General features: G+C 55.0%; 21 protein-coding genes, 1 tRNA gene and 1 other RNA gene. 17 read left to right on the top strand and 6 right to left on the bottom strand.

Annotated elements, in window-relative coordinates; translation table 11 throughout:
- Positions 1-201: 201 nt before the first annotated feature.
- Positions 202-1539, top strand: coding sequence for a MobA/MobL family protein (locus FCN51_RS22950; protein ID WP_160256961.1), 1338 nt, complete (start codon positions 202-204; stop codon positions 1537-1539).
- A gap of 211 nt (positions 1540-1750) precedes the next feature.
- On the opposite strand, the gene FCN51_RS22945 is transcribed toward FCN51_RS22950, so the two are convergent.
- Positions 1751-1945 carry a hypothetical protein gene (locus FCN51_RS22945; protein ID WP_160256960.1) on the bottom strand — a complete coding sequence of 65 codons (195 nt, stop codon included), beginning with the start codon at positions 1943-1945 and terminating at the stop codon, positions 1751-1753.
- A 127-nt stretch (positions 1946-2072) separates the two neighbouring features.
- Between FCN51_RS22945 and FCN51_RS22940 the strand changes: the two genes are divergently transcribed.
- Positions 2073-2696, top strand: a complete 624-nt coding sequence (locus FCN51_RS22940) for a hypothetical protein (RefSeq protein WP_236661248.1) — start codon at positions 2073-2075, stop codon at positions 2694-2696.
- 66 nt (positions 2697-2762) lie between these two features.
- Here FCN51_RS22940 and FCN51_RS22935 read toward each other — a convergent pair whose 3' ends face one another.
- Both FCN51_RS22935 and FCN51_RS22930 read right to left on the bottom strand, forming a co-directional pair.
- A complete protein-coding gene (locus FCN51_RS22935) occupies positions 2763-3101 on the bottom strand; it encodes a helix-turn-helix domain-containing protein (RefSeq protein WP_201762573.1) in 339 nt (112 codons plus the stop codon).
- A gap of 341 nt (positions 3102-3442) precedes the next feature.
- Positions 3443-3532 (bottom strand) — tRNA-Ser (locus FCN51_RS22930).
- A gap of 220 nt (positions 3533-3752) precedes the next feature.
- Here FCN51_RS22930 and rplU point away from each other — a divergent pair.
- From rplU to proB, 4 genes are all read left to right on the top strand, one after another.
- Positions 3753-4067 (top strand): 50S ribosomal protein L21, encoded by a 315-nt coding sequence (rplU, locus tag FCN51_RS22925; protein WP_003623027.1) that lies wholly within the window; start codon positions 3753-3755, stop codon positions 4065-4067.
- A gap of 46 nt (positions 4068-4113) precedes the next feature.
- Positions 4114-4383 (top strand): 50S ribosomal protein L27, encoded by a 270-nt coding sequence (gene rpmA / locus FCN51_RS22920; RefSeq protein WP_003623041.1) that lies wholly within the window; start codon positions 4114-4116, stop codon positions 4381-4383.
- A gap of 108 nt (positions 4384-4491) precedes the next feature.
- Positions 4492-5511, top strand: coding sequence for a GTPase ObgE (gene obgE / locus FCN51_RS22915; protein ID WP_050818284.1), 1020 nt, complete (start codon positions 4492-4494; stop codon positions 5509-5511).
- 54 nt (positions 5512-5565) lie between these two features.
- The gene (gene proB / locus FCN51_RS22910) at positions 5566-6693 is read left to right on the top strand and encodes a glutamate 5-kinase (protein ID WP_160256959.1); all 1128 of its coding nucleotides are present in this window, start codon (positions 5566-5568) and stop codon (positions 6691-6693) included.
- A gap of 3 nt (positions 6694-6696) precedes the next feature.
- Here the strand turns inward: proB and FCN51_RS22905 are convergent, their stop codons facing one another.
- On the bottom strand, positions 6697-7350 hold the full coding sequence (locus FCN51_RS22905) for a hypothetical protein (protein WP_160256958.1): 654 nt from the start codon (positions 7348-7350) through the stop codon (positions 6697-6699).
- Between the two features lie 23 nt (positions 7351-7373).
- Entirely contained in the window at positions 7374-7646 is a 273-nt protein-coding gene (locus FCN51_RS22900; RefSeq protein WP_003623048.1) for a DUF2312 domain-containing protein, read from the bottom strand.
- A gap of 95 nt (positions 7647-7741) precedes the next feature.
- Between FCN51_RS22900 and zwf the strand changes: the two genes are divergently transcribed.
- Together zwf and FCN51_RS22890 are read left to right on the top strand one after the other, a co-directional pair.
- Positions 7742-9376 carry a glucose-6-phosphate dehydrogenase gene (gene zwf / locus FCN51_RS22895; protein ID WP_160256957.1) on the top strand — a complete coding sequence of 545 codons (1635 nt, stop codon included), beginning with the start codon at positions 7742-7744 and terminating at the stop codon, positions 9374-9376.
- Positions 9373-9819 carry a hypothetical protein gene (locus FCN51_RS22890; RefSeq protein ID WP_003628480.1) on the top strand — a complete coding sequence of 149 codons (447 nt, stop codon included), beginning with the start codon at positions 9373-9375 and terminating at the stop codon, positions 9817-9819. The genes zwf and FCN51_RS22890 overlap by 4 nt, the downstream gene beginning before the upstream one ends.
- Before the next feature lie 16 nt (positions 9820-9835).
- Here FCN51_RS22890 and FCN51_RS22885 read toward each other — a convergent pair whose 3' ends face one another.
- Positions 9836-10894: an alpha/beta hydrolase gene (locus FCN51_RS22885; RefSeq protein WP_160256956.1), complete on the bottom strand. Its 1059-nt coding sequence runs from the start codon at positions 10892-10894 to the stop codon at positions 9836-9838.
- A gap of 60 nt (positions 10895-10954) precedes the next feature.
- Between FCN51_RS22885 and rnpB the strand changes: the two genes are divergently transcribed.
- From rnpB to murD, 9 genes are all read left to right on the top strand, one after another.
- Positions 10955-11382, top strand: an RNA gene (gene rnpB, locus FCN51_RS22880) — RNase P RNA component class A.
- A 288-nt stretch (positions 11383-11670) separates the two neighbouring features.
- Complete coding sequence (gene mraZ, locus FCN51_RS22875; RefSeq protein WP_035365556.1) at positions 11671-12156, top strand: division/cell wall cluster transcriptional repressor MraZ; 486 nt, start codon at positions 11671-11673, stop codon at positions 12154-12156.
- Positions 12153-13160: a 16S rRNA (cytosine(1402)-N(4))-methyltransferase RsmH gene (rsmH, locus tag FCN51_RS22870; RefSeq protein WP_160256955.1), complete on the top strand. Its 1008-nt coding sequence runs from the start codon at positions 12153-12155 to the stop codon at positions 13158-13160. The genes mraZ and rsmH overlap by 4 nt, the downstream gene beginning before the upstream one ends.
- A 4-nt stretch (positions 13161-13164) precedes the next feature.
- Positions 13165-14154 carry a cell division protein FtsL gene (ftsL, locus tag FCN51_RS22865; protein ID WP_160256954.1) on the top strand — a complete coding sequence of 330 codons (990 nt, stop codon included), beginning with the start codon at positions 13165-13167 and terminating at the stop codon, positions 14152-14154.
- A gap of 32 nt (positions 14155-14186) precedes the next feature.
- A complete protein-coding gene (locus FCN51_RS22860; protein ID WP_003628485.1) occupies positions 14187-16205 on the top strand; it encodes a peptidoglycan D,D-transpeptidase FtsI family protein in 2019 nt (672 codons plus the stop codon).
- Positions 16202-17671: a UDP-N-acetylmuramoyl-L-alanyl-D-glutamate--2,6-diaminopimelate ligase gene (locus tag FCN51_RS22855; RefSeq protein ID WP_160256953.1), complete on the top strand. Its 1470-nt coding sequence runs from the start codon at positions 16202-16204 to the stop codon at positions 17669-17671. The genes FCN51_RS22860 and FCN51_RS22855 overlap by 4 nt, the downstream gene beginning before the upstream one ends.
- Positions 17668-19053 (top strand): UDP-N-acetylmuramoyl-tripeptide--D-alanyl-D-alanine ligase, encoded by a 1386-nt coding sequence (locus tag FCN51_RS22850; protein ID WP_160256952.1) that lies wholly within the window; start codon positions 17668-17670, stop codon positions 19051-19053. The genes FCN51_RS22855 and FCN51_RS22850 overlap by 4 nt, the downstream gene beginning before the upstream one ends.
- Positions 19053-20147: a phospho-N-acetylmuramoyl-pentapeptide-transferase gene (gene mraY / locus FCN51_RS22845; protein WP_035362099.1), complete on the top strand. Its 1095-nt coding sequence runs from the start codon at positions 19053-19055 to the stop codon at positions 20145-20147. Before FCN51_RS22850 ends, mraY begins: the two co-directional genes overlap by 1 nt.
- Positions 20144-21559 carry a UDP-N-acetylmuramoyl-L-alanine--D-glutamate ligase gene (gene murD, locus FCN51_RS22840; protein ID WP_160256951.1) on the top strand — a complete coding sequence of 472 codons (1416 nt, stop codon included), beginning with the start codon at positions 20144-20146 and terminating at the stop codon, positions 21557-21559. The genes mraY and murD overlap by 4 nt, the downstream gene beginning before the upstream one ends.
- Positions 21560-21563: the final 4 nt, after the last annotated feature.

Here is a 21563-nt window from a genome sequence, read left to right as displayed (position 1 = left end):
CTTCGGGCGGAAAGTGATTCGTGCTCCCTTACTTTTATCAGTGATCGGTGAAATTAAATCCGAAAAGGCACGCTAGTGACTTTATAAAATCCTACCGCCTACGGCTTCGGATTTGATAAAGTCGCGCGATGGGGGAAACCCCCATACCCCGGCCTTCGGCATGCCAGAATTCTGTGTCTTTTTATCTTCGGAAAGAAGCCCATGGAGCCCCAAGCGCACTTCCATTTCCGGCTTAAAAACTTGGGTCCGAGTGCACTATGCGATCGCGTAGATTACATTACCCGCACAGGAGCTTACCGAGATCGGGACGACCTCGTTACCGTTGAGTCCGGCAATCTTCCGGCCTGGGCATCGTCAGCCACAATGTTCTGGGATGCAGTGGAACGACGAGAAACCGGCAACGCCGCTGACTCATTCATTCTCGCCGTACCACGCAATCTGAGCCCGCAAGCCGTTGCGCGACTGCGGGAGCGCTTCGGTCAGACGCTGGCGCAGGGGCGTCCCTACACGCTGGCCGAACATTGTGATGTTGCCGGTGACTATGAAGAAAACCGACATTTCCACGCCTTGGTCAGCCCGCGAACGCTCGACAGCTTCAACCGGCCGGAGGCCCAGTTCTTCACCCGGTATCGACCAAATCACCCCGGCTCGGGAGGAGCCCGGAAAAACACGCGCAAGGGGCCAATCATGGAACGTGAACAGATCGTCTTCGGCATCCGCTCGCAATGGGCTTGCGAACTCAATCGGGAACTTGAGGCCGCGGGACTGCCTCTGGTCGACCCGAGATCTCTAAGCGATCAAGGGATCGATCGGAAACCGATCCGACGTCATAATCCTGAGGCTTTGGTCCGCGCCCGCCAGCACCGGGGGCGGGCACGCGTTGCCGCATTCAACCTAAAAAAGGAAGCACAACATGCGATCGCGAAAGCGGACGCCATGGTCATGATCCGCGAGACACCGCTGCAGACGAGAACACATCGGGATGACCGGGACGAGGTCCGTCGCATACGGGACAAGGTCCGACGCAAGAAGGCAGTGGAACTGGCCAGGCAGAGAGCGACTCAAGCAGCCCACGCGACGCGCGGTGACGATGAGGTTCTTCTTCAGGCAAGAGAACGGGCTCAGGCATTGTTCGCTGCCCGCCTGAGACGCCCTGATGAACTTGAGCGCCTGATCAGATATTACGGCTGCGCATCCCCTGGATCTCCCACACTCCGCATCAACATGCCGCAGCGCCCCGGTGCCATCATCCCGGCAGTTCTGCTGGATGCGGTCCATATCCCGGATCCCAGGATCTACAATCATGTGGTGGAAGGATACGTTGAGATCAAAAAACTGGCCCGGAACCTTTCGCGCGTTTCCTGGAGCATAACCGAAGAGACACTCAGAATTATCGTTCATCATGGACTTGAGCCTGTACCCGACCGACGTGCCGTCAACAACGCACAGGAGGGGCGCGACGCCATATCAAGAGCGCAGGAGGAACTCGAACAGCAAGCCGCCACAGGAAAAGCCAAAGGATGGGATATGGATTTCTGATTTCGGGATGTTTTATTCTTGTATTCCGATCGTTATTTATGACGGCCTGAGCGGTGTTTCGAGAGTTCTTGTCTTTTCTCGTTTTGAGGTCTCATACCCGCAATTCCCCAAAGGATTTTTCGTCCTCTGAAATGTATCGGATTGTGTGGAGATGAGCCTCGTTTCTACAACATCGAACGAGAGAATCTTCATGTCTCAACGCATATTTTTATCATCCCGCCAGGAAGCGGACATCATGCAGATCGTCGCATTGCATGGTCTTCTGGATTTTGCGCTCAGCGAATGCCTCGCTGGCAATGACGCCGACAACACTGTCCTTGAAGGAGCCGTTGTACTGACACGTCACATTCGTCGGAAGTTCAGGCACATCACCGACACACTCTTGAGCGGTGATGCCGTCCAGCACGACTGAGCACTTCGCATCAGGTCGGCAACAGGCTGCCGTCAACTTTATTTCTTCCCTGACAATCAGCGCGTTTTTGCATCGGGCTTATGGACCCGAGGGAGACGTGTGCCCTTTTTGGATTATCGTCATGATCAACGACCATTTTAACAATACCCTCCCGAACTGGGTCTCGCGCAATTTTTTCCGCGAGGAGGATCTGGACCGTTATGCCGCTCTGTCAAAGGAGCTTCTCATCACGCCAACACAGATGATGCTGGAATTCTGCGATGGCGGTCGCGCTCTGGTCGACCGCTACAACCGCGACAAACCCTTATGGAAGGCCTTCCGTCAGGCCGTTACCCAACGCCATACGACACTCCCTGCCTGGCAGAGGGATGTCCGAATCAAAGGTTATCGCATTGAATCCCTTGTGGAACTGGCAGTTTATCGCCGGATCGAGCGCATCAGTCCGCAAACGATAAGCGTGATGGTTCAGCCGTCCGTCAGAGAAAGTGCTGTTCTGGCGCGGGCCGACTTCGGGCTCTATGTCCGAGGGAAACCCACACTCTATGTCGAAGTCGTGGGGACTGTTACCCGTGACGGGCGCTCTGTCTCAGCAAATGCCGAAACACTCCGCAATGCTATTGAGGAGCGGCTGCTTCGCTATGTCGGGACGGCTCCGGTCGAGATCCTTCACATTGATGAGGTATGCGATCCTGCTGTCCTGACGACACGTCTGGAGCAGGCTTTTGCCAGAGCCCAAACCTTGTAATTACCAAGGCTGAGTGAAGGCGAACAACGGGGGCGTGTATCAGGACACGCCCCTGCCTAATCCAGGTCAATAATGAAGCATGATGAATCGTACCAGTAATACGACAGCCATTACAACAAAAACGAGTGTCTCCAAGACCACCGGCAGAGCTTGGGAACTGGCCCGACCACGACGCGGCAAACGGGAAGACCCACTTGAGCCCGTGTCAGGGACATCTGCGCGGATCACCAGTTTGAGGACGTCCTCCAGAAGAAACAATGTCTTTCGGCCAAACTTGTATTTCGGGAGAACACCCTCGGCGACGTATCGATCGACCGTCGCAACGTGACAACGCAGATAGATTTCTGCGGCCTCAATCCGGGTGATAAAGCGCCCCATCGAGCCAGATAGCTGAATGTCGTGCACCGTACTTACTCCTCAGCAAGCCTGACGGCCGACCACCGGCCGTCTTGTCGAACCACCTTGCCGAGGAGCGGGGGTGATTGGAGCTGTCTTGGGGAGGAAGTGCGTTCTTACTTAAGAGGGCGTATATGATGTTCTGTCGGGGGATAGACGAAAAAGCTCCTCAGCGAATTCTTGTTTCGTTCTATCAGAACCTGCGGCGTTCTGCCAACATAAATTGTTCCGACCTATCTGGAGGGCGCACAACGCCGCAGAAGACCATATGTCATAAGATGGGACGGATGATGGGAGCATTTAGATGCTGCGCCATAACCTACTGATTTATTTGCTATTTTTTGATTTACTGGCGGAGAGAGAGGGATTCGAACCCTCGGTACGCTTGCGCGCACAACGGTTTTCGAGACCGCCCCGTTCGACCGCTCCGGCATCTCTCCTATATCGCGGGCTTATAGACACGCTTTTATAGCCCATGCAAGGGTATGAACCCCATATTTCTATTGACGTGCCCTACCCTCACCGCTTAAAAAGCCGCCCTAATCCACACAGATGGAACCATGCTGCGCGCATTGTGCAGCCAAAGAAGAAAAAGCGACCAGAATTTTCGCCTGTATCTGAATGGTGCCGCGAGAATCCAGAGATCGGAAGAGACAGTTTATGTACGCAGTTATCCGCACCGGCGGCAAGCAGTACCGGGTTGAGCCCAACATGGTGCTGAAGGTTGAAAAGCTGGAAGTTGAAGCCGGCGCAACCGTTACATTTGATGAAGTTCTGGCCGTTGGCGGCGAAGGCAGCACCCAGATTGGCGCCCCCACCGTGGCTGGCGCAAAGGTAACGGCAACCGTTATCGCTCAGGACCGCCTCAAGAAGGTCATCATCTTCAAGAAGCGCCGTCGGCAGAACAGCCGCCGTAAAAATGGTCACCGTCAGCCGGTTACCGTTCTGCGCATTCAGGAAATCAACGCAGCCTGAACCCATTAGGGATTCAGGTTGGTTAAGACCACGGAGGACTTAGGTCATGGCACAAAAAAAAGCTGGCGGTTCATCCCGTAACGGGCGCGATAGCGCCGGACGCCGCCTTGGCGTCAAGAAATTTGGTGGCGAGCAGGTTATTGCTGGCAACATCATCGTGCGCCAGCGCGGCACGAAGGTGAAAGCTGGCGTAAACGTTGGTGTTGGCAAAGACCACACCCTGTTTGCACTGATTAACGGTAACGTTCGCTTCGAACGCCGTGCAGAAGGCCGCGTACACGTTTCTGTGGATGCGCTGCCTGCCGCTGCTGAATAAGCAGTTCGGTTTTTCCACCGCACGTTTTCCCGTGTGGCCGGAGCAGAAACAGGGGCCGGTCCTCAGGATCGGCCCTTTTTCGCGTTCTGGACTTGAGTAAGGTATGTCATGAAGTTTCTGGATCAGGCAAAAATCTACGTCCGCTCAGGAGATGGCGGAGATGGCGTGACAGCCTTCCGGCGGGAAAAGTATATTGAATTCGGCGGCCCCGATGGTGGGAATGGCGGGCGTGGCGGCGATATTATTTTTGAAGCCGTACCCAACCTGAACACCCTTATTGATTTTCGCTACACGCAGCATTTCCGTGCGCGCAAAGGTGGCAACGGTGCCGGGTCTGACCGCACAGGGGCTGCAGCCTCTCCTGTTATTATCAAGGTGCCCATCGGCACCCAGATTATGGATGATGACCGCGTAACCCTGCTGGCAGATTTGGACGAAGCCGGTAAACGCATCACCCTTTGCCGTGGTGGCGATGGCGGTTACGGCAATGCACATTTCAAAAGCAGCACCAACCGCGCTCCCCGTCGGTCTGACAAAGGCTGGCCAGGTGAAGAGCGCTGGGTTTGGCTGCGCCTCAAGCTGATTGCTGATGTCGGCCTTGTTGGCCTGCCCAATGCTGGCAAATCTACATTTCTTTCCGTTGTTTCCGCGGCAAAGCCCAAAATTGCAGATTATCCCTTTACAACACTGCATCCTCAGCTTGGCGTTGTACGCCTTTCCATGACGGAAGAGTTTGTTGTGGCGGATATTCCCGGCCTTATTGAAGGCGCGCATGAAGGCACCGGGCTTGGAGACCGCTTTTTAGGCCATGTTGAACGCTGCGCCGTATTGCTACACCTTATTGATGGTGCTGCTGGCAGCGTTGTAGATGCATGGCGCACCATTCGGCATGAACTTGCCGCATATGATGGCGGACTGGCAGAAAAGCCAGAAATCATTGCACTCAATAAAATGGATGCCATGACCCCGCGGGAAGCATCATCCCGCCGCGCTGCGCTGGAAAAAGCCAGCGGTGCACCAGTGGTGTTGATTTCTGCGGCAACCCATCAGGGTGTGCCAGAGCTTTTGCGCATGCTTCAGAATCAGGTAACCGAAAACCGCAAGAACGCGGATAAAAACCCCGCCTGAACACTGAACTGCCCACAGGTCCCTCAAGCCCCTTTCCTTTTACGGAACTGATCCATGACCGGATACACCAGCCCCTCCCTTACCAATGCCAAACGGCTTGTTGTTAAAATAGGTAGCGCGCTGGTGGTGGACCCAGAAAAACAGGCTCCTCGTCAGGAATGGCTGGCCAGTGTGGCGGCAGATATTGCGTATCTGCGCAAACAGGGCACGGCTGTTACTGTTGTATCTTCTGGCGCTATTGCACTTGCCCGGCACACATTGGGTTTGGCTGGTGGCGCGCTCCGTTTGGCAGAAAAACAGGCTGCTGCTGCTGTAGGGCAGATCAGTCTGGCGCAGGCATGGAGCAATGCCCTTTCGACCCACGGCCTTATTGCCGCCCAGCTTCTATTGACCCCGGAAGATACAGAAGACCGCAAACGCTACCTGAATGCACGCGCAACGCTGAATACCCTGCTGGAAATGGGGTGTGTTCCCGTAATTAACGAGAACGATACCGTTGCCACAGCCGAAATTCGTTTTGGCGATAATGACAGATTGGCAGCCCGCGTTGCACAAATGACTGACTCGGACCAGCTTGTGCTGCTGTCTGATATCGATGGTCTCTACACGGCTGACCCACGCACAAACCCGGATGCACAGCATCTGCCCGTGATTGAAACCCTTACCCCGGAAATTGAAGCCATGGGGGGGGAACCTCCGCCGGGTTATTCTTCTGGGGGTATGCGTACCAAGCTGTTGGCTGCAGGCATTGCTACACGCTCGGGCTGTGCCATGGCTATTGCCTTGGGCAAAACGCCCCATCCGCTCCGCTCTTTGCTGGAAGGTGGGCGCTGCTCATGGTTCTTGCCGCAAGATTGCGCCCATACAGCCCGCAAGCAGTGGATTGCAGGCAGCCTGACACCAGCAGGTGAAATTATGGTGGATGATGGTGCCGTAACCGCATTACAGCAGGGCAAATCTCTTTTGCCAGCAGGTGTGCTTGGGGTGAAAGGTGATTTCTCTCAAGGTGATCTGGTAGAAATTATCAATACGGATGGCATCGTGCTGGCTCATGGGCTTGCCGCCTATGATGCAGACGATGCCCGGCGCATTGCAGGCCACCGCTCCACCGAGCTTACAGATATTTTGGGATGGCACGGACGGGACGAGATCATCCATCGTGATGACCTCGTCATGATCTAGAACTTAATCGTTTGCCGGATTTTTTCTGGGCCAGTTCAGCACAGGTTCCGCGCGGCCAGTATGCTCATCAATACGCGGCATCTGAACAGATGGGTTAGCCCGCGGGGCTTCGTGTGAAAAATCAGGCCGATACGGTGGCTGATTAGCATCTGGCGCACGCTGCCGACGCAATATTTCTGCGCCAGTTTCTGCTGGCGGGGCTTCTGGCTCATGCCACGGCATGCGGCGCACCACCGGCTTTGCCGGGTCTGGCGCAAGAGGCGGTGCTGGTGGGGCTTCCTCTCGCGCTTCATACGCATCAGAAACTTTAGGCGTCCGCAGTTCAGGAAAAACGGGCACTGCACGAGGTGCCACCGGAGGTTTTTCAACCTCCGGTGGACGCACCTCTTCCACCACCACACCGGATGATGTTCTGCCGTTTCGCTCCGTTGCAACAGACAAGGTAGGCTCCTGATACGCAGGAGCACCCCGTACGGCTTGCGCACGCAGTTCGGCCTGGATTTCTTCCAACTGGAGAGAAATCTCGCCCAACCGGCCTTTCACCCCAAACACGGCAAAAGGCATCATCATAAAAGCAAGCCCGAACAACACGCCAAAAGCCAGAACCAGAAGCTGGCCCCAGACAGGCATCCAATCAGGAAAAGACAGAGACATCATGGGAAATAGACCCGACTAGCCTTTTACATACCCAATGCGCGACGGTAGATATCCAGCAGTGTTTCCTGCTCTTCCACTTCGGCCGGTTCCTGCTTCCGCAGACGGATGATCTGGCGGATAACCTTTACATCAAACCCGGCAGACTTTGCTTCTGTAAAGATATCCTTGATATCTCCAGCCAGAGCCTTGCGCTCTTCTTCCAGGCGCTCAACACGCTCAATAATGCTTCTCAGCCGATCTGCGGCAATACCGCCAACAGCTGCATCTTCATCCCCGGAAATGCGTTCGCCATCCATGGTTCGGCCTCCTCATTTATATACAAACACCCAACACTGCGCAGGCAGAACCTGCTAACATTGCCAGATAGTGAAGCGCGGGCTTATCGCGCCACGTGTATGTGGTCAATGATGCAGCACATCAGAACCCCTTGCAAACACGCGGGCGGCCTTCCATAAGCACTGCACCTTGTTCCTGTTCCGGGCCTTTTGCCCGCAAACCACGACTTTTTTACGGCGGGCATCCCCCTCCGGCTGACCAGCGAGAACCCTGCACCATGGCTCTTGTGAACCGCACGGAACCTTTTGACTTTGTCATCTTTGGCGCGACAGGTGATCTGACACGCCGAAAACTGCTGCCTGCTTTTTTGCGCCGCTTCCATGCCCGCGAATTTGATCAGGAAGCACGAATTATCTGCACGGCGAGATCTGAGCTCACCACCGAGCAATTTCGGAACCTATGCAGCGCCACCCTGCACGAATTTGCCCCTGACATTGCCAAAGACACAGAAACACTTAACCAGTTTCTGAGCCTTCTGACCTATGTGTATCTTGATGCCACGGAAGACGGTCCTCACTGGCAGGAGCTCAGCGCTACGCTCTCCGATGCAGAGCGCACGAGGGTTTTCTATTTTGCTACGGCACCTGCGCTGTATTCCGCCATTTGTGCAGGACTTTCCCAGCATAACCTGATCACACAGCACACGCGGGTGGTGCTTGAAAAACCCATTGGCACAGACCTGCAATCTGCCAATGAAATCAATGAAGGTGTGGGCCGCTACTTCTCTGAAGATGCCATCTACCGGATTGACCACTATCTGGGCAAAGAAGGTGTGCAGAACATTCTGGCCTTACGCTTTGCCAACCCCGCGCTGGAACAGTTGTGGTCTTCCGAAGCGATTGCCCATGTGCAGATTACCGCCGCAGAAACAGTAGGCGTGGGTGATCGCGGCTCCTATTACGATAAATCCGGCGCGTTACGGGATATGGTGCAGAACCACCTTTTGCAGGTGTTGTGCATGGTCGCCATGGATGCACCAGCTTCCCTCCGCGCTGATGATTTGCGGAATGAAAAGCTGAAAGTGCTCAACGCCCTGCGCCCCATGACACCAGATATGGTGCGCAAAAACGTTATCCGCGGGCAATACACCGCAGGCCGCGTAAAAGGGGAAGATGTTCCCGGTTATGTAGAAGACCTGAAAACGGGCCGTCCGAGTGATACCGAAACATTTGTGGCCATTCGTACAAAAATTCGTACAGCACGCTGGGGCAACACACCTTTTTATCTGCGCACAGGCAAACGGTTAGCTACAAAAACCACAGAAATTGTGATTCAGTTCCGCCCGCAGGTCTGGCCTATTTTCACCAACATGCCCTCTCCCGGCCGGTTGGTGATCCGCATTGCCCCGCACGAAGAACTCTCACTTGTGCTGGCGGCGCGAGACCCCGGTGCTGGTGGGTTTAGAGTGCGCAACGCGACGCTGCACATGTCTTACGAAAACGAATTTGCCGTGCAGTATCAGGATTCCTACGAGCGCTTGCTGCTGGATGCCGTGCGGGGAGACCCAGCCCTTTTCATCCGGCGTGATGAAGTTGAAGCATCATGGAAATGGGTTGAACCTATTCTGGATTCCTGGCGCTATGCCCTGACACCGCTAGAACCCTACCCTGCCGGAAGTTGGGGCCCTGCAACCACCCGTGCGCTGCTGGCGCGTGATGGTGCCCTTTGGCACGAAGATATGCTGACATGAACACATCCTCACCCAAAATGACTGGTCGCGGGCCATTTGCAAAACGCACTCTGCGCCAACACATCCTGCGCCGGCTGGCAATCGTTCTGCCTCTTTCCCTCATGATGATCCTGCTGGCCAAGACCGGCACGCTGGATCGGCTGGTGGATTCCTACACATTCAAACCCGCAAGCTGGTTTGATGATACAGCCTTGGTACGCCACCTGCGCCTGAAGGTCACCCATAATGGCATGACGCATGATCGGCCGGATTGCCTGCTGTTTGTGGTAAACGGAAACGATGCCCCCACAGCATCACGCATTGATGTTATGGAAAAGCATTCTGGCACCTGCCCCGGCCCGAAAGATGATTTGCCTAAACTGTTCACTTTGCGCGTGGATAGGCTGAACCGGCTTGTGTATTCGGATCAAGGCTCACCGGGGGTATTTCATCCCATTCCGTAATCGGCCTCGCCGGTTTTTACCCGGCAAAGGCTTTCTTCAGTGCCTTGCCGCCAAACCGCAAGGCCGCCTTGCCATGCGGCATAAAGGCGTAAAAGTTCAGAAATGCATGTAGAGCACCGGGGTAACAGCAGTATATCACCTTAACCCCTGCCTTTTCCAACGCCTGCGCATAAGCTGTGCCTTCATCACGCATTGGGTCACATTCCGCCGTAATAATAACGGCTGGTGGCAAACCTTGCAGATCCGGATTTAAGCCTGGCGCAAAGCGTGGGTGCTGCCAGTGTTCAGGTTTTTGAATATACTGATCTCCATACCACTCCATTGACCGGCGAGAGAGGAAATAGCCTTTTTCATACGTTCGATGAGATGGGAAAAGCTTCTCTCCATACAAAGATGGATAATACAGCACCTGCATAACAGGTTGAGGCCCCAGCCCAGCACGCCCATCTTGCGCCAGAACAGCGGCCAAATTTCCGCCAGCGCTATCCCCTGCCACAGCAACCTTACCACCCCAATACCGGGCAGAAGCACCAGCCAGCCATTGCAGGGCTGCCTGACTGTCATCAATAGCAGCAGGAAATGGATGTTCTGGAGCCAAGCGATAATCGGGCAATAATACTGCCGCGCCAGAAGCTCGCGCCAAACGGCAGCATATCCCGTAATGGGAATTTAGCCCGCAATGTACAAACCCGCCCCCATGCAAATACAGTAAAGCGCCCCTTACCCGCCCATAGGGAATAAAAAGACGTGCCCGCATAGGCCCCGCAGCACCGGGAATGGATAAAGTAACCACCCTTCTTATCGGCACAGATGAAAGGCGTAGCGGAAAAGATGGTGTATCCATCGCCTTGCGCAACCGCACAAGAAACGCAGCCATTTCCTGCGCTGCGTTGTGAGGCCTGTCTGTTTCAGACTCATCTGCGCCCGCATGCTTCCGCTTAAGCTGCTCCTGCCATCTGATACAGCGCAGCAAAAGCCGAGATGGAAGATTGGGCCGTGCGGGCATAGAGTTTTGAGGCACATCAGAAAAATCAGACATAGCTACCTGATTACCGGCAATTTTCTGCATCGTCATGCCTTCATAACATCAGTTGCGGCTTGACCTGAACGCAAGCCCGACGCAGGGTGCGCTCCGTCAGGTGGTTGGGCGGTCGCTGTCCTGCTCTTTAACGGGTAGGAGAGAGGAAAGTCCGGGCTCCACGGAAGAACGGTGCCGGCTAACGGCCGGCGAGGGTAACCTTAGGGAAAGTGCCACAGAAAACAGACCGCCTTCCGGGTCTGGCTTTGTAAAATCCTTATGGGATTTTATGGGACAGGCTGAAGGTAAGGGTGAAACGGTGCGGTAAGAGCGCACCGCTCCGCTGGTAACAGAGGAGGCACGGTAAACCCCACCGGGAGCAAAACCGAATAGGAACGGCAGAAACCCTTGTGGTTTCGGGGGTTCTTCCGCCCTGCTGTTCGGGTTGGTTGCGAGAGGCATGTTGCAAAACATGCCCTAGACGAATGACCGTCCAGCCTCCTTACGGAGGTGGACAGAACCCGGCTTACAGACCACCTGACACTCTCTTTCTTCTCAATCCACTCTGTTTTCACATCAAAAATAGAACATAAAAAGAACAGAAAACGGCAATCTTTTGTTTGCCGCCACAAAATCAATACATTCGTGTCAGAAATCTTTTCTGCATGAATACTTAAATAATGGCGGTTTTCTGCTGTTTTTTCTGTCATTTTAATTTGCGTCCCATAACATCCCATGCTATCCCATACCAGACCACAAGTGTGGTGAAGGCGGTTCTGTTCCCCGCTGAATTGCGAACGGAAAGGCTGTTTCTGCAAAGGCTTCTGACGTACGTGGGCGTATTTCTCGGCACGCATGAAAATCGATTCGACGCCAAGGGGCGCATTTCGATTCCTGCCGGGTTCCGTTCAGTGCTCAAAACGCAGCAGACGGAAGGTGACGCGCTGATGATTCTCCGCCCCTCCCATACCCTGCCATGTGTTGAGGCATGGCCTGCCGTTGCTTTTGCACGCCTGACCGAACCGCTTGATCGGCTGGACATGTTTTCTGATGAACATGATGATCTGGCCGCCGCCCTCTATGCCGATGCCTACCCCATAGATCCCGACCGCGAAGGCCGTATTATTTTACCTGATTTTTTGCGTGAACATGCCGGGCTGACAGAAAGCCCAACGGCTGCCTTTATGGGTGTTGGCCGTATTTTTCAGATCTGGGAGCCTCAGGCCGCACAGCAGCGCCGGGCAGAAGCGCGGCAGCGTTCACGCCGCGTAAGTATTCCGGCTGCAAATGGTGCAGAGCCAAAAGGGCGTAATGCATGAACGCTCTTTCTTCCTTCTCGCCCCCTGAAACAGCTCAGGGCCACATTCCGGTTATGTTGGCAGAAGTTCTGGAATACCTTCATCCCGCAGATGGTGAGCGTATTCTGGATTGCACCTTTGGTGGCGGTGGCTACAGCTCCGCCATTCTGAAAAGTGCTGATTGCAACGTATGGGGTATTGACCGCGACCCCGACGCCATTGCGCGTGGGCAGGTATTAAGCCGTACATTTCCTACAGCAGATGGCGGATCTCGCCTTCATCTGCTGCAAGGTAGCTTTGGCAATATGCAGGCGCTTGCAAGTGCAGCAGGCATCTCCACGTTTGATGGTATTGTGCTAGATCTGGGTGTCTCCTCCTTCCAGTTGGATGAAGCCGACCGTGGTTTTTCCTTCCGTATGGAAGGTCCGCTGGATATGCGCATGGAAAAATCCGGGCCATCAGCAGCAGATATCGTCAACAAGGCGCCGGAAGCAGAGCTGGCAGATATTTTCCATTTTTATGGAGAAGAACGCCACGCGCGCCGTCTTGCGCGCGCCGTTGTAAATGCCCGTTCGGAAGCACCTTTCCAGACCACAACGCAACTGGCTGATCTTGTGCGTTCTGTTATCCCCAAAGATCGCTCCGGCATAGATTCCGCTACACGCGCCTTTCAGGGCCTGCGTATCGCAGTGAATGATGAGCTGGGTGAAATTGAACGCGGGCTTGAACAGGCGCTGGATATGCTGGCACCGGGTGGGCGGCTTGTTGTTGTTTCCTTCCATTCACTGGAAGACCGTATCGCCAAGCGTATGGTCCAGCATGCCACGGGCAAGGATAAAAGCTTTTCGCGCTATGACCCCCGTGCCGCCGGAACACCAGCGCCGGAAACGGACTTTGTGGCCCTTACGCACAAAGCCCGACGGCCTAGCGATACTGAATGTAGCCATAATCCTCGCGCCAGAAGTGCACGGCTGCGCGCTGTCATGAAACGTGCATCAACCCCTGCTTCCGTAAAAAAGGGCTAAGTCCATGATCCCCCGTCCATTTACATGCTGCTGTGCGGTTCTGGCGATTGCATCTGGCTTTTTCCTTTACACAAAGAAGCATCAGACCACCCTTCTCGATCAGCAGATTTCTCAGATCGTGAAGGAAACGGAGCACGTTCGCACGCAAACATCTATTCTGCGCACAGAATGGGCTTTGGAAAACCAGCCTGAACGCCTTGCCCAGCTTGTGGCGCGGCATGAATCTGGTTTGCAGACCATGAACCCAACGCAGTTTGTGCGTATGGCTGATTTGGAAAACCATCTTCCTGCCGTTGTGAAAGACGCCCAAGCCCCGGCACTGGTTGCTGATAAATCAACCAATGTTGCGCCACCACCCGTTATGGCACCTCCTGCGCATACACCGGCCCCGGCTGTTGTGGCCGATGCACGCCCTGCGCATGTAACGCCACCAGCAGCCATCCATCCGGTGCGCCCTGTGGCTGCACCGACTGTTGTGGCAGACGTGCCGCATATTGCCGCGGAACCCACCCCGCACCCACGCGCAACATCTGTGGCCGATGCGGCATCTGTTCTGCGTGCACCAGTCGCACATCATGATCACCCTCATGCTGCGCCTGAACCTGTAGCTGCACCGGTACGTGTTGCGCAGGTTGCCGACCCTGCAACACCTGCCCGCCCTGTGCACCATATGGCAGCTGAAGCACCACGCCCGCAGGTTGTTGCCTCCACCAACGTGGATGATGATGCGCCTGCCGCACCAGTTCGCCACAGCCTTACGCGCCCTGCATCTCCGGCTATCCGGCATGTCGCACAAGTTTCGGATGATGATGCAGCGCCAATTCGGCACCCGCTTCCGGTTGCGGCAGCAAGCTGGCATGCCACGCGCCCTCATCGCGCATCTCCTGCGCCTTCCAGCTATATGGAAGCACGCGCTACTTCCGGCTATAGCAGCGGCTCTCTGCTCAGCCGTGGTGGTGATGCGCTGCCGGCTCCGGTTCCGGTTGCCAACTGATTTTTTGTGGTTAAAGGCCTTTCTGACCTGACATGTCTGTCTCCCCCAATGACCCCGACTCAACGCGCACAGTAGGTGTTACGGGGGACGATCTGCGCGCCCGCGCACATCGGGACCAAATGCATGTAAGGCTTTTGGGTGTTGCTGGCGGTTTTTGCCTGATTTTTGCTGTTGTCGCCATCAAGCTGAGTATTGCAACAGTCATTCGCCCCATGGCGCCGGAAAAGCGGCAGATTGCGCCGCAGGTTCCCGAAATTCCTAAAATTGACCCCAAGGGCAGCCTTGCTGGCGATTTCTCGCTACCGCAGGTGCATCGTGCTTCCATTGTGGACCGCAATGGGCAGACACTGGCACTTTCCCTGCCTGTTGCGCAGGTATACGCCAACCCGCAAGAGCTGATTGACCCCAAGGATGTTGCACACAAACTTAAATCCATTCTGAAAGATCTGGATGAGCAGGAAACCGCTGATCGTCTTTCCCGCCCCAAACAGTTTGTTTACATTGCGCGCAACATTTCCCCCCAGCAGGAACTGGCCATCAATAACCTTGGCATTCCGGGCATCTATTTTGAACCGGGTGAACGGCGGCATTATCCGCTAGGCCGCATGGCCGCCCAGATTATGGGCACTGTTGATATTGATGATCACGGCGTGGCCGGGATTGAAAAGTATTTCGATAAACGCCTGCTTTCTGATCGGCGCCCTCTTCATCTGTCTCTGGATATTCGTGTTCAGTCTGCAGTGCGTGAAGAAGTGGCAAATGCCATGCAGACCTTTCAGGCGATTGGGGCCTGCGGCATTGTAATGGATGTGCGCACAGGCGAAATTATTGCGATGGTCAGCTTGCCTGACTTTGATGCCAATAATTTTGCCCACGCCACCAATGATGAGCGCTTTAACCGTGCGGTGACCGGTTTGTACGAACCCGGTTCCACCTTTAAGCTGCAAACAACGGCTATGGGGCTGGAAACAGGCACCATCCATATTTGGGACCGGTTTTCATCCGTGCCTTTGCATATCGGGCGCTTTACCATCCGCGATATGAAGAGTGACCATTTCTCTCCGTGGCTGACGTTGCCCGAAGTGATGGCTTATTCTTCCAACCCGGCAGCCGCACATATTGCGCTGGATGTTGGCGGCAAAAAACAGTCTGAATGGCTGCGGTCCATGGGGTTTTTCTCCCCCGTTCCGGTTGAACTGCCAGAAGCTGCACGCCCCTTGGTGCCTCATCAGTGGGGGATTGCCACGGTCATGACAGTCGGGTTCGGGCATGGTGTGGCTGAGCCCCCATTGGCCATTGTGCGCGGCACTGCTGCCACGGTTAATGGCGGCATTCTGGTAACACCTACCCTGCTGGATAAGGAAGATCCGGCCAATGCTACAGCCAGCGCGCCCGGCATAAGCCCGCAATTTGCCAGCGGCATTCAAAACGCAGCACTTGAACAAAGCGTGGAAGATGACACCCCAAGTAGCGCAGCGGATGCCCCTGTTACGCCTGCTGGCCCACGTATTCTTTCTGAAAAAGTATCCAGCCTACTCCGTCGTCTGCTGCGGTTGGACGTTACCCACGGCACAGGGCGCACGGCGGAATCTCCAGGGTATTTTGTGGGGGGTAAAACCGGCACGGCAGAAAAGATTGGCCCACATGGTGGCTACCTGAAGCACGTAAACATCTCGGCTTTTACGGGCATCTTCCCCATGAACTCACCGCATTATGCCGTGTATGTCATGCTGGATAGCCCTAAACCCACACCTCAAACCCACGGCTGGACCACTGCAGGCTGGAACGCAGCGCCTACTGTTTCCAAAATTGTTTCACGCATTGGCCCCATGCTCCAGATTTTCCCGGATACGGAGCATGCTGAGCAGATTGATGCACAAATGGCTTTGCCCCTGCATCCTGCCGTGCCGCGTGGTGTAAGGCCACTTGGGCCGGGGAATGATCCGGGAGACCCGCGTAAGGCAGAAGCAGAGCACAAGGCAGAAAAAGAAGCCCTCAAACGCGCTATGGCGGAACGCAAGAAAGCAGCTGCGGAGGTTATGGACGAATGAGCCTTCCCCTCTCCACCCTTCTTGCGGCGGTTGGGCTGCCTGTCCTGCCTGAAAACCCTGAAATTTCTGCCATTACAGCGGATAGTCGGCAGGTAAAACCGGGCACAATTTTTGCCGCTTTGCCGGGCGTTAAAACCGATGGCCGAGCCTTTATTGCAATGGCCGTGCAAAATGGTGCGGCTGCAGTGTTGGCTCCAACAGATACACAGTGGCCAACAGGTGTGCCCACCTGCCCGCTTATTCTGGCACCCAACCCGCGCCACGCACTGGCACTTATGGCGACTGTTCTGGCAGGGCCTCAACCACAGCATCTGGCGGCCATTACCGGCACAAATGGCAAAACCAGCACTGCGGATTTTATTCGCCAGATATGGGCATTACAGGGGTTTAAAGCTGCTGCCATTGGTACACTTGGCCTGACCGGGGCGGAAGATACGTCCATCTCCTTCCCCGCGCTGACAACGCCAGACCCGGTTGCTCTTGCCAATGGGCTAGCTGCACTTACCCAAGCCGGGTTTAACCATGTTGCGCTAGAAGCCTCATCACACGGGTTGGAACAAGGGCGGCTGGATGGTTTGCGCCTTGCTGCTGCGGGTTTTACCAATCTGACGCGAGATCATCTGGATTATCATCTGACGATCGAAGCGTATCGCACTGCCAAACTGAAGCTGTTTGATACTCTTCTGCCAGAACAGACTATTGCCGCAGCCAATGCCGATATGGATGCGCAAACGCTCCAGGCCATCCGTGCCATTGCCGCCCGCCGAAACCTGCGGCTAAGGCTGGTTGGAGAACAGGGTACAACATTACGCCTTGAGGCCCACAACGCTCTTCCTGCCGGACAGGAACTAACCATTGAGCACAATGGCCACACCAGCACGGTTCTCCTCCCTATTCCGGGACGCTTTCAGGCAGATAACGTATTGCTGGCTGTAGCTCTTGCTGCGCAGGATGATGCTGAAATTGCAGATATTCTGCCCCTTCTGCCGCACCTCAAAGGGGTTCGGGGCCGGCTGGAACGTGCAACCGTTCTGCCCAACGGGGCCTGTGCGTATGTAGATTACGCTCACACGCCAGATGCGCTGGCACGGCTTTTGGCATCTTTGCGCCCCCACGCACGCGGCAAGTTGGTTGTTGTTCTGGGTGCTGGGGGTGATCGTGATAGTGGCAAACGCCCTCTTATGGGTCAGGAAGCCATTAAAGGTGCGGATATTGCCATTATTACAGATGACAACCCGCGCACAGAAAACCCAGCCTCCATTCGTGCAGAGATAAAAGCCGGTGCCCCGCAGGCGCTGGAAATTGCAGATAGAAAACAAGCAATAGCAGAAGCTCTTTCCATGCTTAAAGCAGACGATGTACTGGTTGTGGCCGGCAAAGGCCACGAACAGGGACAGATTATAGGCAATACCATTTTACCGTTTGATGATGCCGCCGTGCTGCGCACACTGGCGGGCCATCCATGAGCCTGTTGTGGACGCGGGAAGAACTGGAAACCGCAACGGGTGGAACGTTTTTAGGACATACCTCTGTTTCCGTTACCGGTATCTCCATTGATACGCGCACCCTTACCCCCGGAGACCTGTTTATTGCCCTAAAAGGCGATAACAGTGACGGACACGCGCATATTGCCACAGCACTTGAAAAAGGTGCGGCGGCCGTTTTGGCCCATTCAGCCGAAGGGTTCACAGACCCGCGTATTCTGCTGGTGGCAGATACCATGCAGGGCCTTCAAAAACTGGCACAGGCCGCACGGGCACGTTTTAAGGGAAAAGTTGTTGCCGTAACCGGCAGCGTTGGCAAAACCACTACCAAGGAAATGCTGCGCCTTTGCTTGGCACCTTCTGGCCTGACACATGCGGCAGAGGCCTCCTACAACAACCATTGGGGTGTGCCACTCACACTTGCGCGCCTACCGCGAGAAGCTTCCTTCTGTATTAGTGAAATTGGCATGAACCATCCGGGGGAAATTCTTCCGCTTGCCAATATGGTACAGCCAGATGTGGCGGTTATTACCACCATTGGTTCAGCACATCTGGGCCATATGGGCAGCTTGGATGCTATTGCAAAAGAAAAAGCTTCCATCATTACCGCACTGCCCAAGGGCAGAATTGCCATTGTGCCGGATGATGCGCACGGCACGGAGTTTTTTACTGCTGAAGCAGAAAAAGCACAGGCTGTTTTGTGGACCTGTGGTGTGAATCCTCAAAGCACGGCGCATCTAACCCATTTGCATACTGATGCTGACGGCTCACACTTTGATGTTTCCATTCAGGGCAAAACATTCAACGTCCACCTTCTTGCCCCTGGCACACATCTGGCCCGCAATGCCGTTGCGGCACTGGCAGTCTGTGCCGCGCTTGACGCAGATGTTGCCAAAGCTGCGGATGCACTGGCAGATTTTCGCCCCGGTAAAGGCCGTGGTGCCCTCACCCAAATTGCTGGTGGGGCCATTACACTGCTGGATGAAAGCTATAATGCCTCGGCAGCTTCCATCCGGGCTGCATTGGATGTTCTGCGCCATATCCCCGCCACGCGCCGTATTGCCGTTCTGGGCGATATGCGTGAGCTAGGTGAATTTTCCATTTCCGAACATCAGGCGCTTGCTGCCCCGGCTGCCAGTGCTGCTGACCTCGTTTTTTGCTGCGGATCCTACATGAAAACCCTTTTTGATGCCCTTCCGCCCTCCAAGCAGGGTGCATGGGCAGAAAGTGCTACCTTACTTGCTCCTCATGTCTGCGCGGCTTTGCGCAAGGGGGACGCCGTATTGGTGAAAGGCAGTTTAGGGAGCCGCATGCGGGACGTTATTGCAGCACTCAACGCACTTCCCGCAGTGGAGTGTGCCTGATGCTATATATGCTGATTTCTCACGCTGCGCATGATGGACACATCACCATCCTGAACCTGCTGCGTTACATCACGTTCCGCGCGGGCTGTGCGTGCATGACGGCCCTTGGCATCAGCCTGCTTCTGGGTCGCCCGCTTATTAGAACGTTGCGCCGTATCCAACGGGAAGGCCAGCCTATTCGCGCCGTTGGCCCCGAACGCCATATTCTGGAAAAAACCGGCACACCAACAATGGGCGGTGTGTTGATCTTGATTTCTCTGGTGATCTCCATGCTGATTTGGGGAGATCTGGAAAACGGGTTTGTGTGGGCTGTTATGCTCACCACTCTGGGTTTTGGCGCCATTGGGTTTGCAGATGATTACCGCAAACTGGCACGCCGCAACACGGATGGCCTTTCCAAACGTGCCAGACTTGGTGGTGAATTTGGTATTTCGCTTATTTGTGGGTTGTGGCTGCAATATCTCATGCCGCCAGAACTGGCAAACCACCTGGCTTTTCCGTTTGTAAAAGACCTTTTGTTGCCACTGGGTATTCTTTACCCCGTATTCGCCATGATCGTGATTACCGGCTTTGGCAATGCAGTCAACTTTACAGATGGGCTGGATGGCTTGGCTATCGGGCCAGTTATTGTGGCCTCTTTGGTGTTTGCCATTCTCTCCTATCTGGTTGGCAACCACGTTTTTGCTGATTACCTACAAATTCATGCTGTACCCGGCACGGGGGAACTGGCCGTGTTCTGCGCTGCCCTTGTAGGCGCTGGCCTTGGATTTTTGTGGTTTAATGCCCCTCCGGCCTCTGTATTCATGGGGGATACGGGCTCTCTTTCCCTTGGTGGGGCGCTGGGTTCTCTGGCCGTTGCCATCAAGCACGAACTGGTGCTGTGCATTGTAGGTGGCCTGTTTGTGGCAGAAACACTTTCTGTGGTTATTCAGGTGTTCTGGTACAAACGTACTGGCCGGCGTGTGTTCCTTATGGCCCCGTTCCACCACCATTTTGAGAAAAAAGGGTGGGCAGAACCCAAGATTGTCATCCGGTTCTGGATTGTCTCCATTGTTCTGGGGCTGTGTGGTCTGGCCACGCTGAAACTAAGATGAGCGGCTTTTCACCCTCCCTGTTTTCCGGACAGCGCTTTGCTGTTTTTGGCCTTGGTAAAAATGGCCTGCCAGCGGTGCTTATGCTGGCAAGCACAGGTGCCACTGTGCAGGTATGGGATGATGGTGAGGCCGGACGCAAAGGTCTAGCAGACACACTTTTCACCCTTGCACCTGATGTTGCGGCACGTATTGAATGCAAGCCGTTTGAAAGCCTGAACGGGTTTGAAGCGCTTATTCTTTCGCCCGGTATTCCGCACGTTTTACCTAAACCCCACCCTATCGCCCTTATGGCCAAGGCTGCGGGTATTCCCATTCTTTCCGATGCGGAACTACTTTATCGGGCTGTGCGTCAATCAGGCAGCAAGGCCCGTTTTGTTGGCATTACAGGCACCAACGGCAAATCCACCACCACCACTCTGCTGGCCCATATTCTGGCAGAGGCCAAACTGCCAGTAGAAGCTGGTGGCAACCTTGGGCCTGCCGCTCTGGCCCTGCCTTTTCTGCCAGATAACGGTGTATATGTGCTGGAAATGTCATCCTACATGCTGGAACGGCTGGATACCCTGCACTTTAATGCCGCATGTTTGCTAAACCTGACACCAGATCATCTGGACCGGCATGCTGGCATGGATGGCTACGCCCAAGCCAAAAAGCGTGTATTCACCGGCCAGACAGACAAGGATCTGGCCGTTATTGGCGTAGATGATACATGGTGCCGCGCCATTGCTGCCGAACTGGAACATGGCCCTGCCAAATGTGAAACCATTTCCGGCACCAAGCCTGCCTGTTCTTACTACGGTAAGGAGGGTGCGATATGGCACCACAGCACACGCATAGCGCAAACCGGGCCCAGCCTTCCCGGCACCCACAATGCAGAAAATGCCGCCGCCGCTATTGCCATAGCGCGTTTTCTGGGTGTGTCAGATGCAACCATTGCACAGGCTGTGGCCTCCTTTCCCGGCCTTCCGCATCGGCAAAAGCTTGTGGCTTCCTGCAACGGGGTGGATTTTGTGGATGACAGCAAAGCCACAAATGCAGATGCAGCCTCTCGCGCCTTGGGGTGTTATGAAAAACTGGTATGGATTGCAGGCGGCACGGCAAAAGAAGGCGGCATTGCCTCTCTCACGCCCTATTTCCCGCATATTGCACATACATTCCTGATTGGGCGGGATGCGCCGCTGCTTGCCCAAACACTAAAAGAACACAACGTGCCTTTTACAATGGCAGAAACACTGGAAAACGCCGTGCCTGCGGCTTATACGGAAGCACACCGTACGCATACGCCTGTTGTGCTGCTTTCACCCGCCTGCGCCAGTTTTGATCAGTTTTCTGGGTTTGAGGCACGTGGCCTGCGCTTTCAGGAACTGGCGGATGAGGTTTGCGCCCGGCATGCGGGCATGACAGAGCAGTGAGAGA

The sequence above is a fragment of the Acetobacter pasteurianus genome (assembly GCF_009914215.2).
Lineage (GTDB): Bacteria > Pseudomonadota > Alphaproteobacteria > Acetobacterales > Acetobacteraceae > Acetobacter > Acetobacter pasteurianus.
Note: the sequence above shows the minus strand (reverse complement) of the source record. Positions and strands in the feature narration are given on the sequence as shown.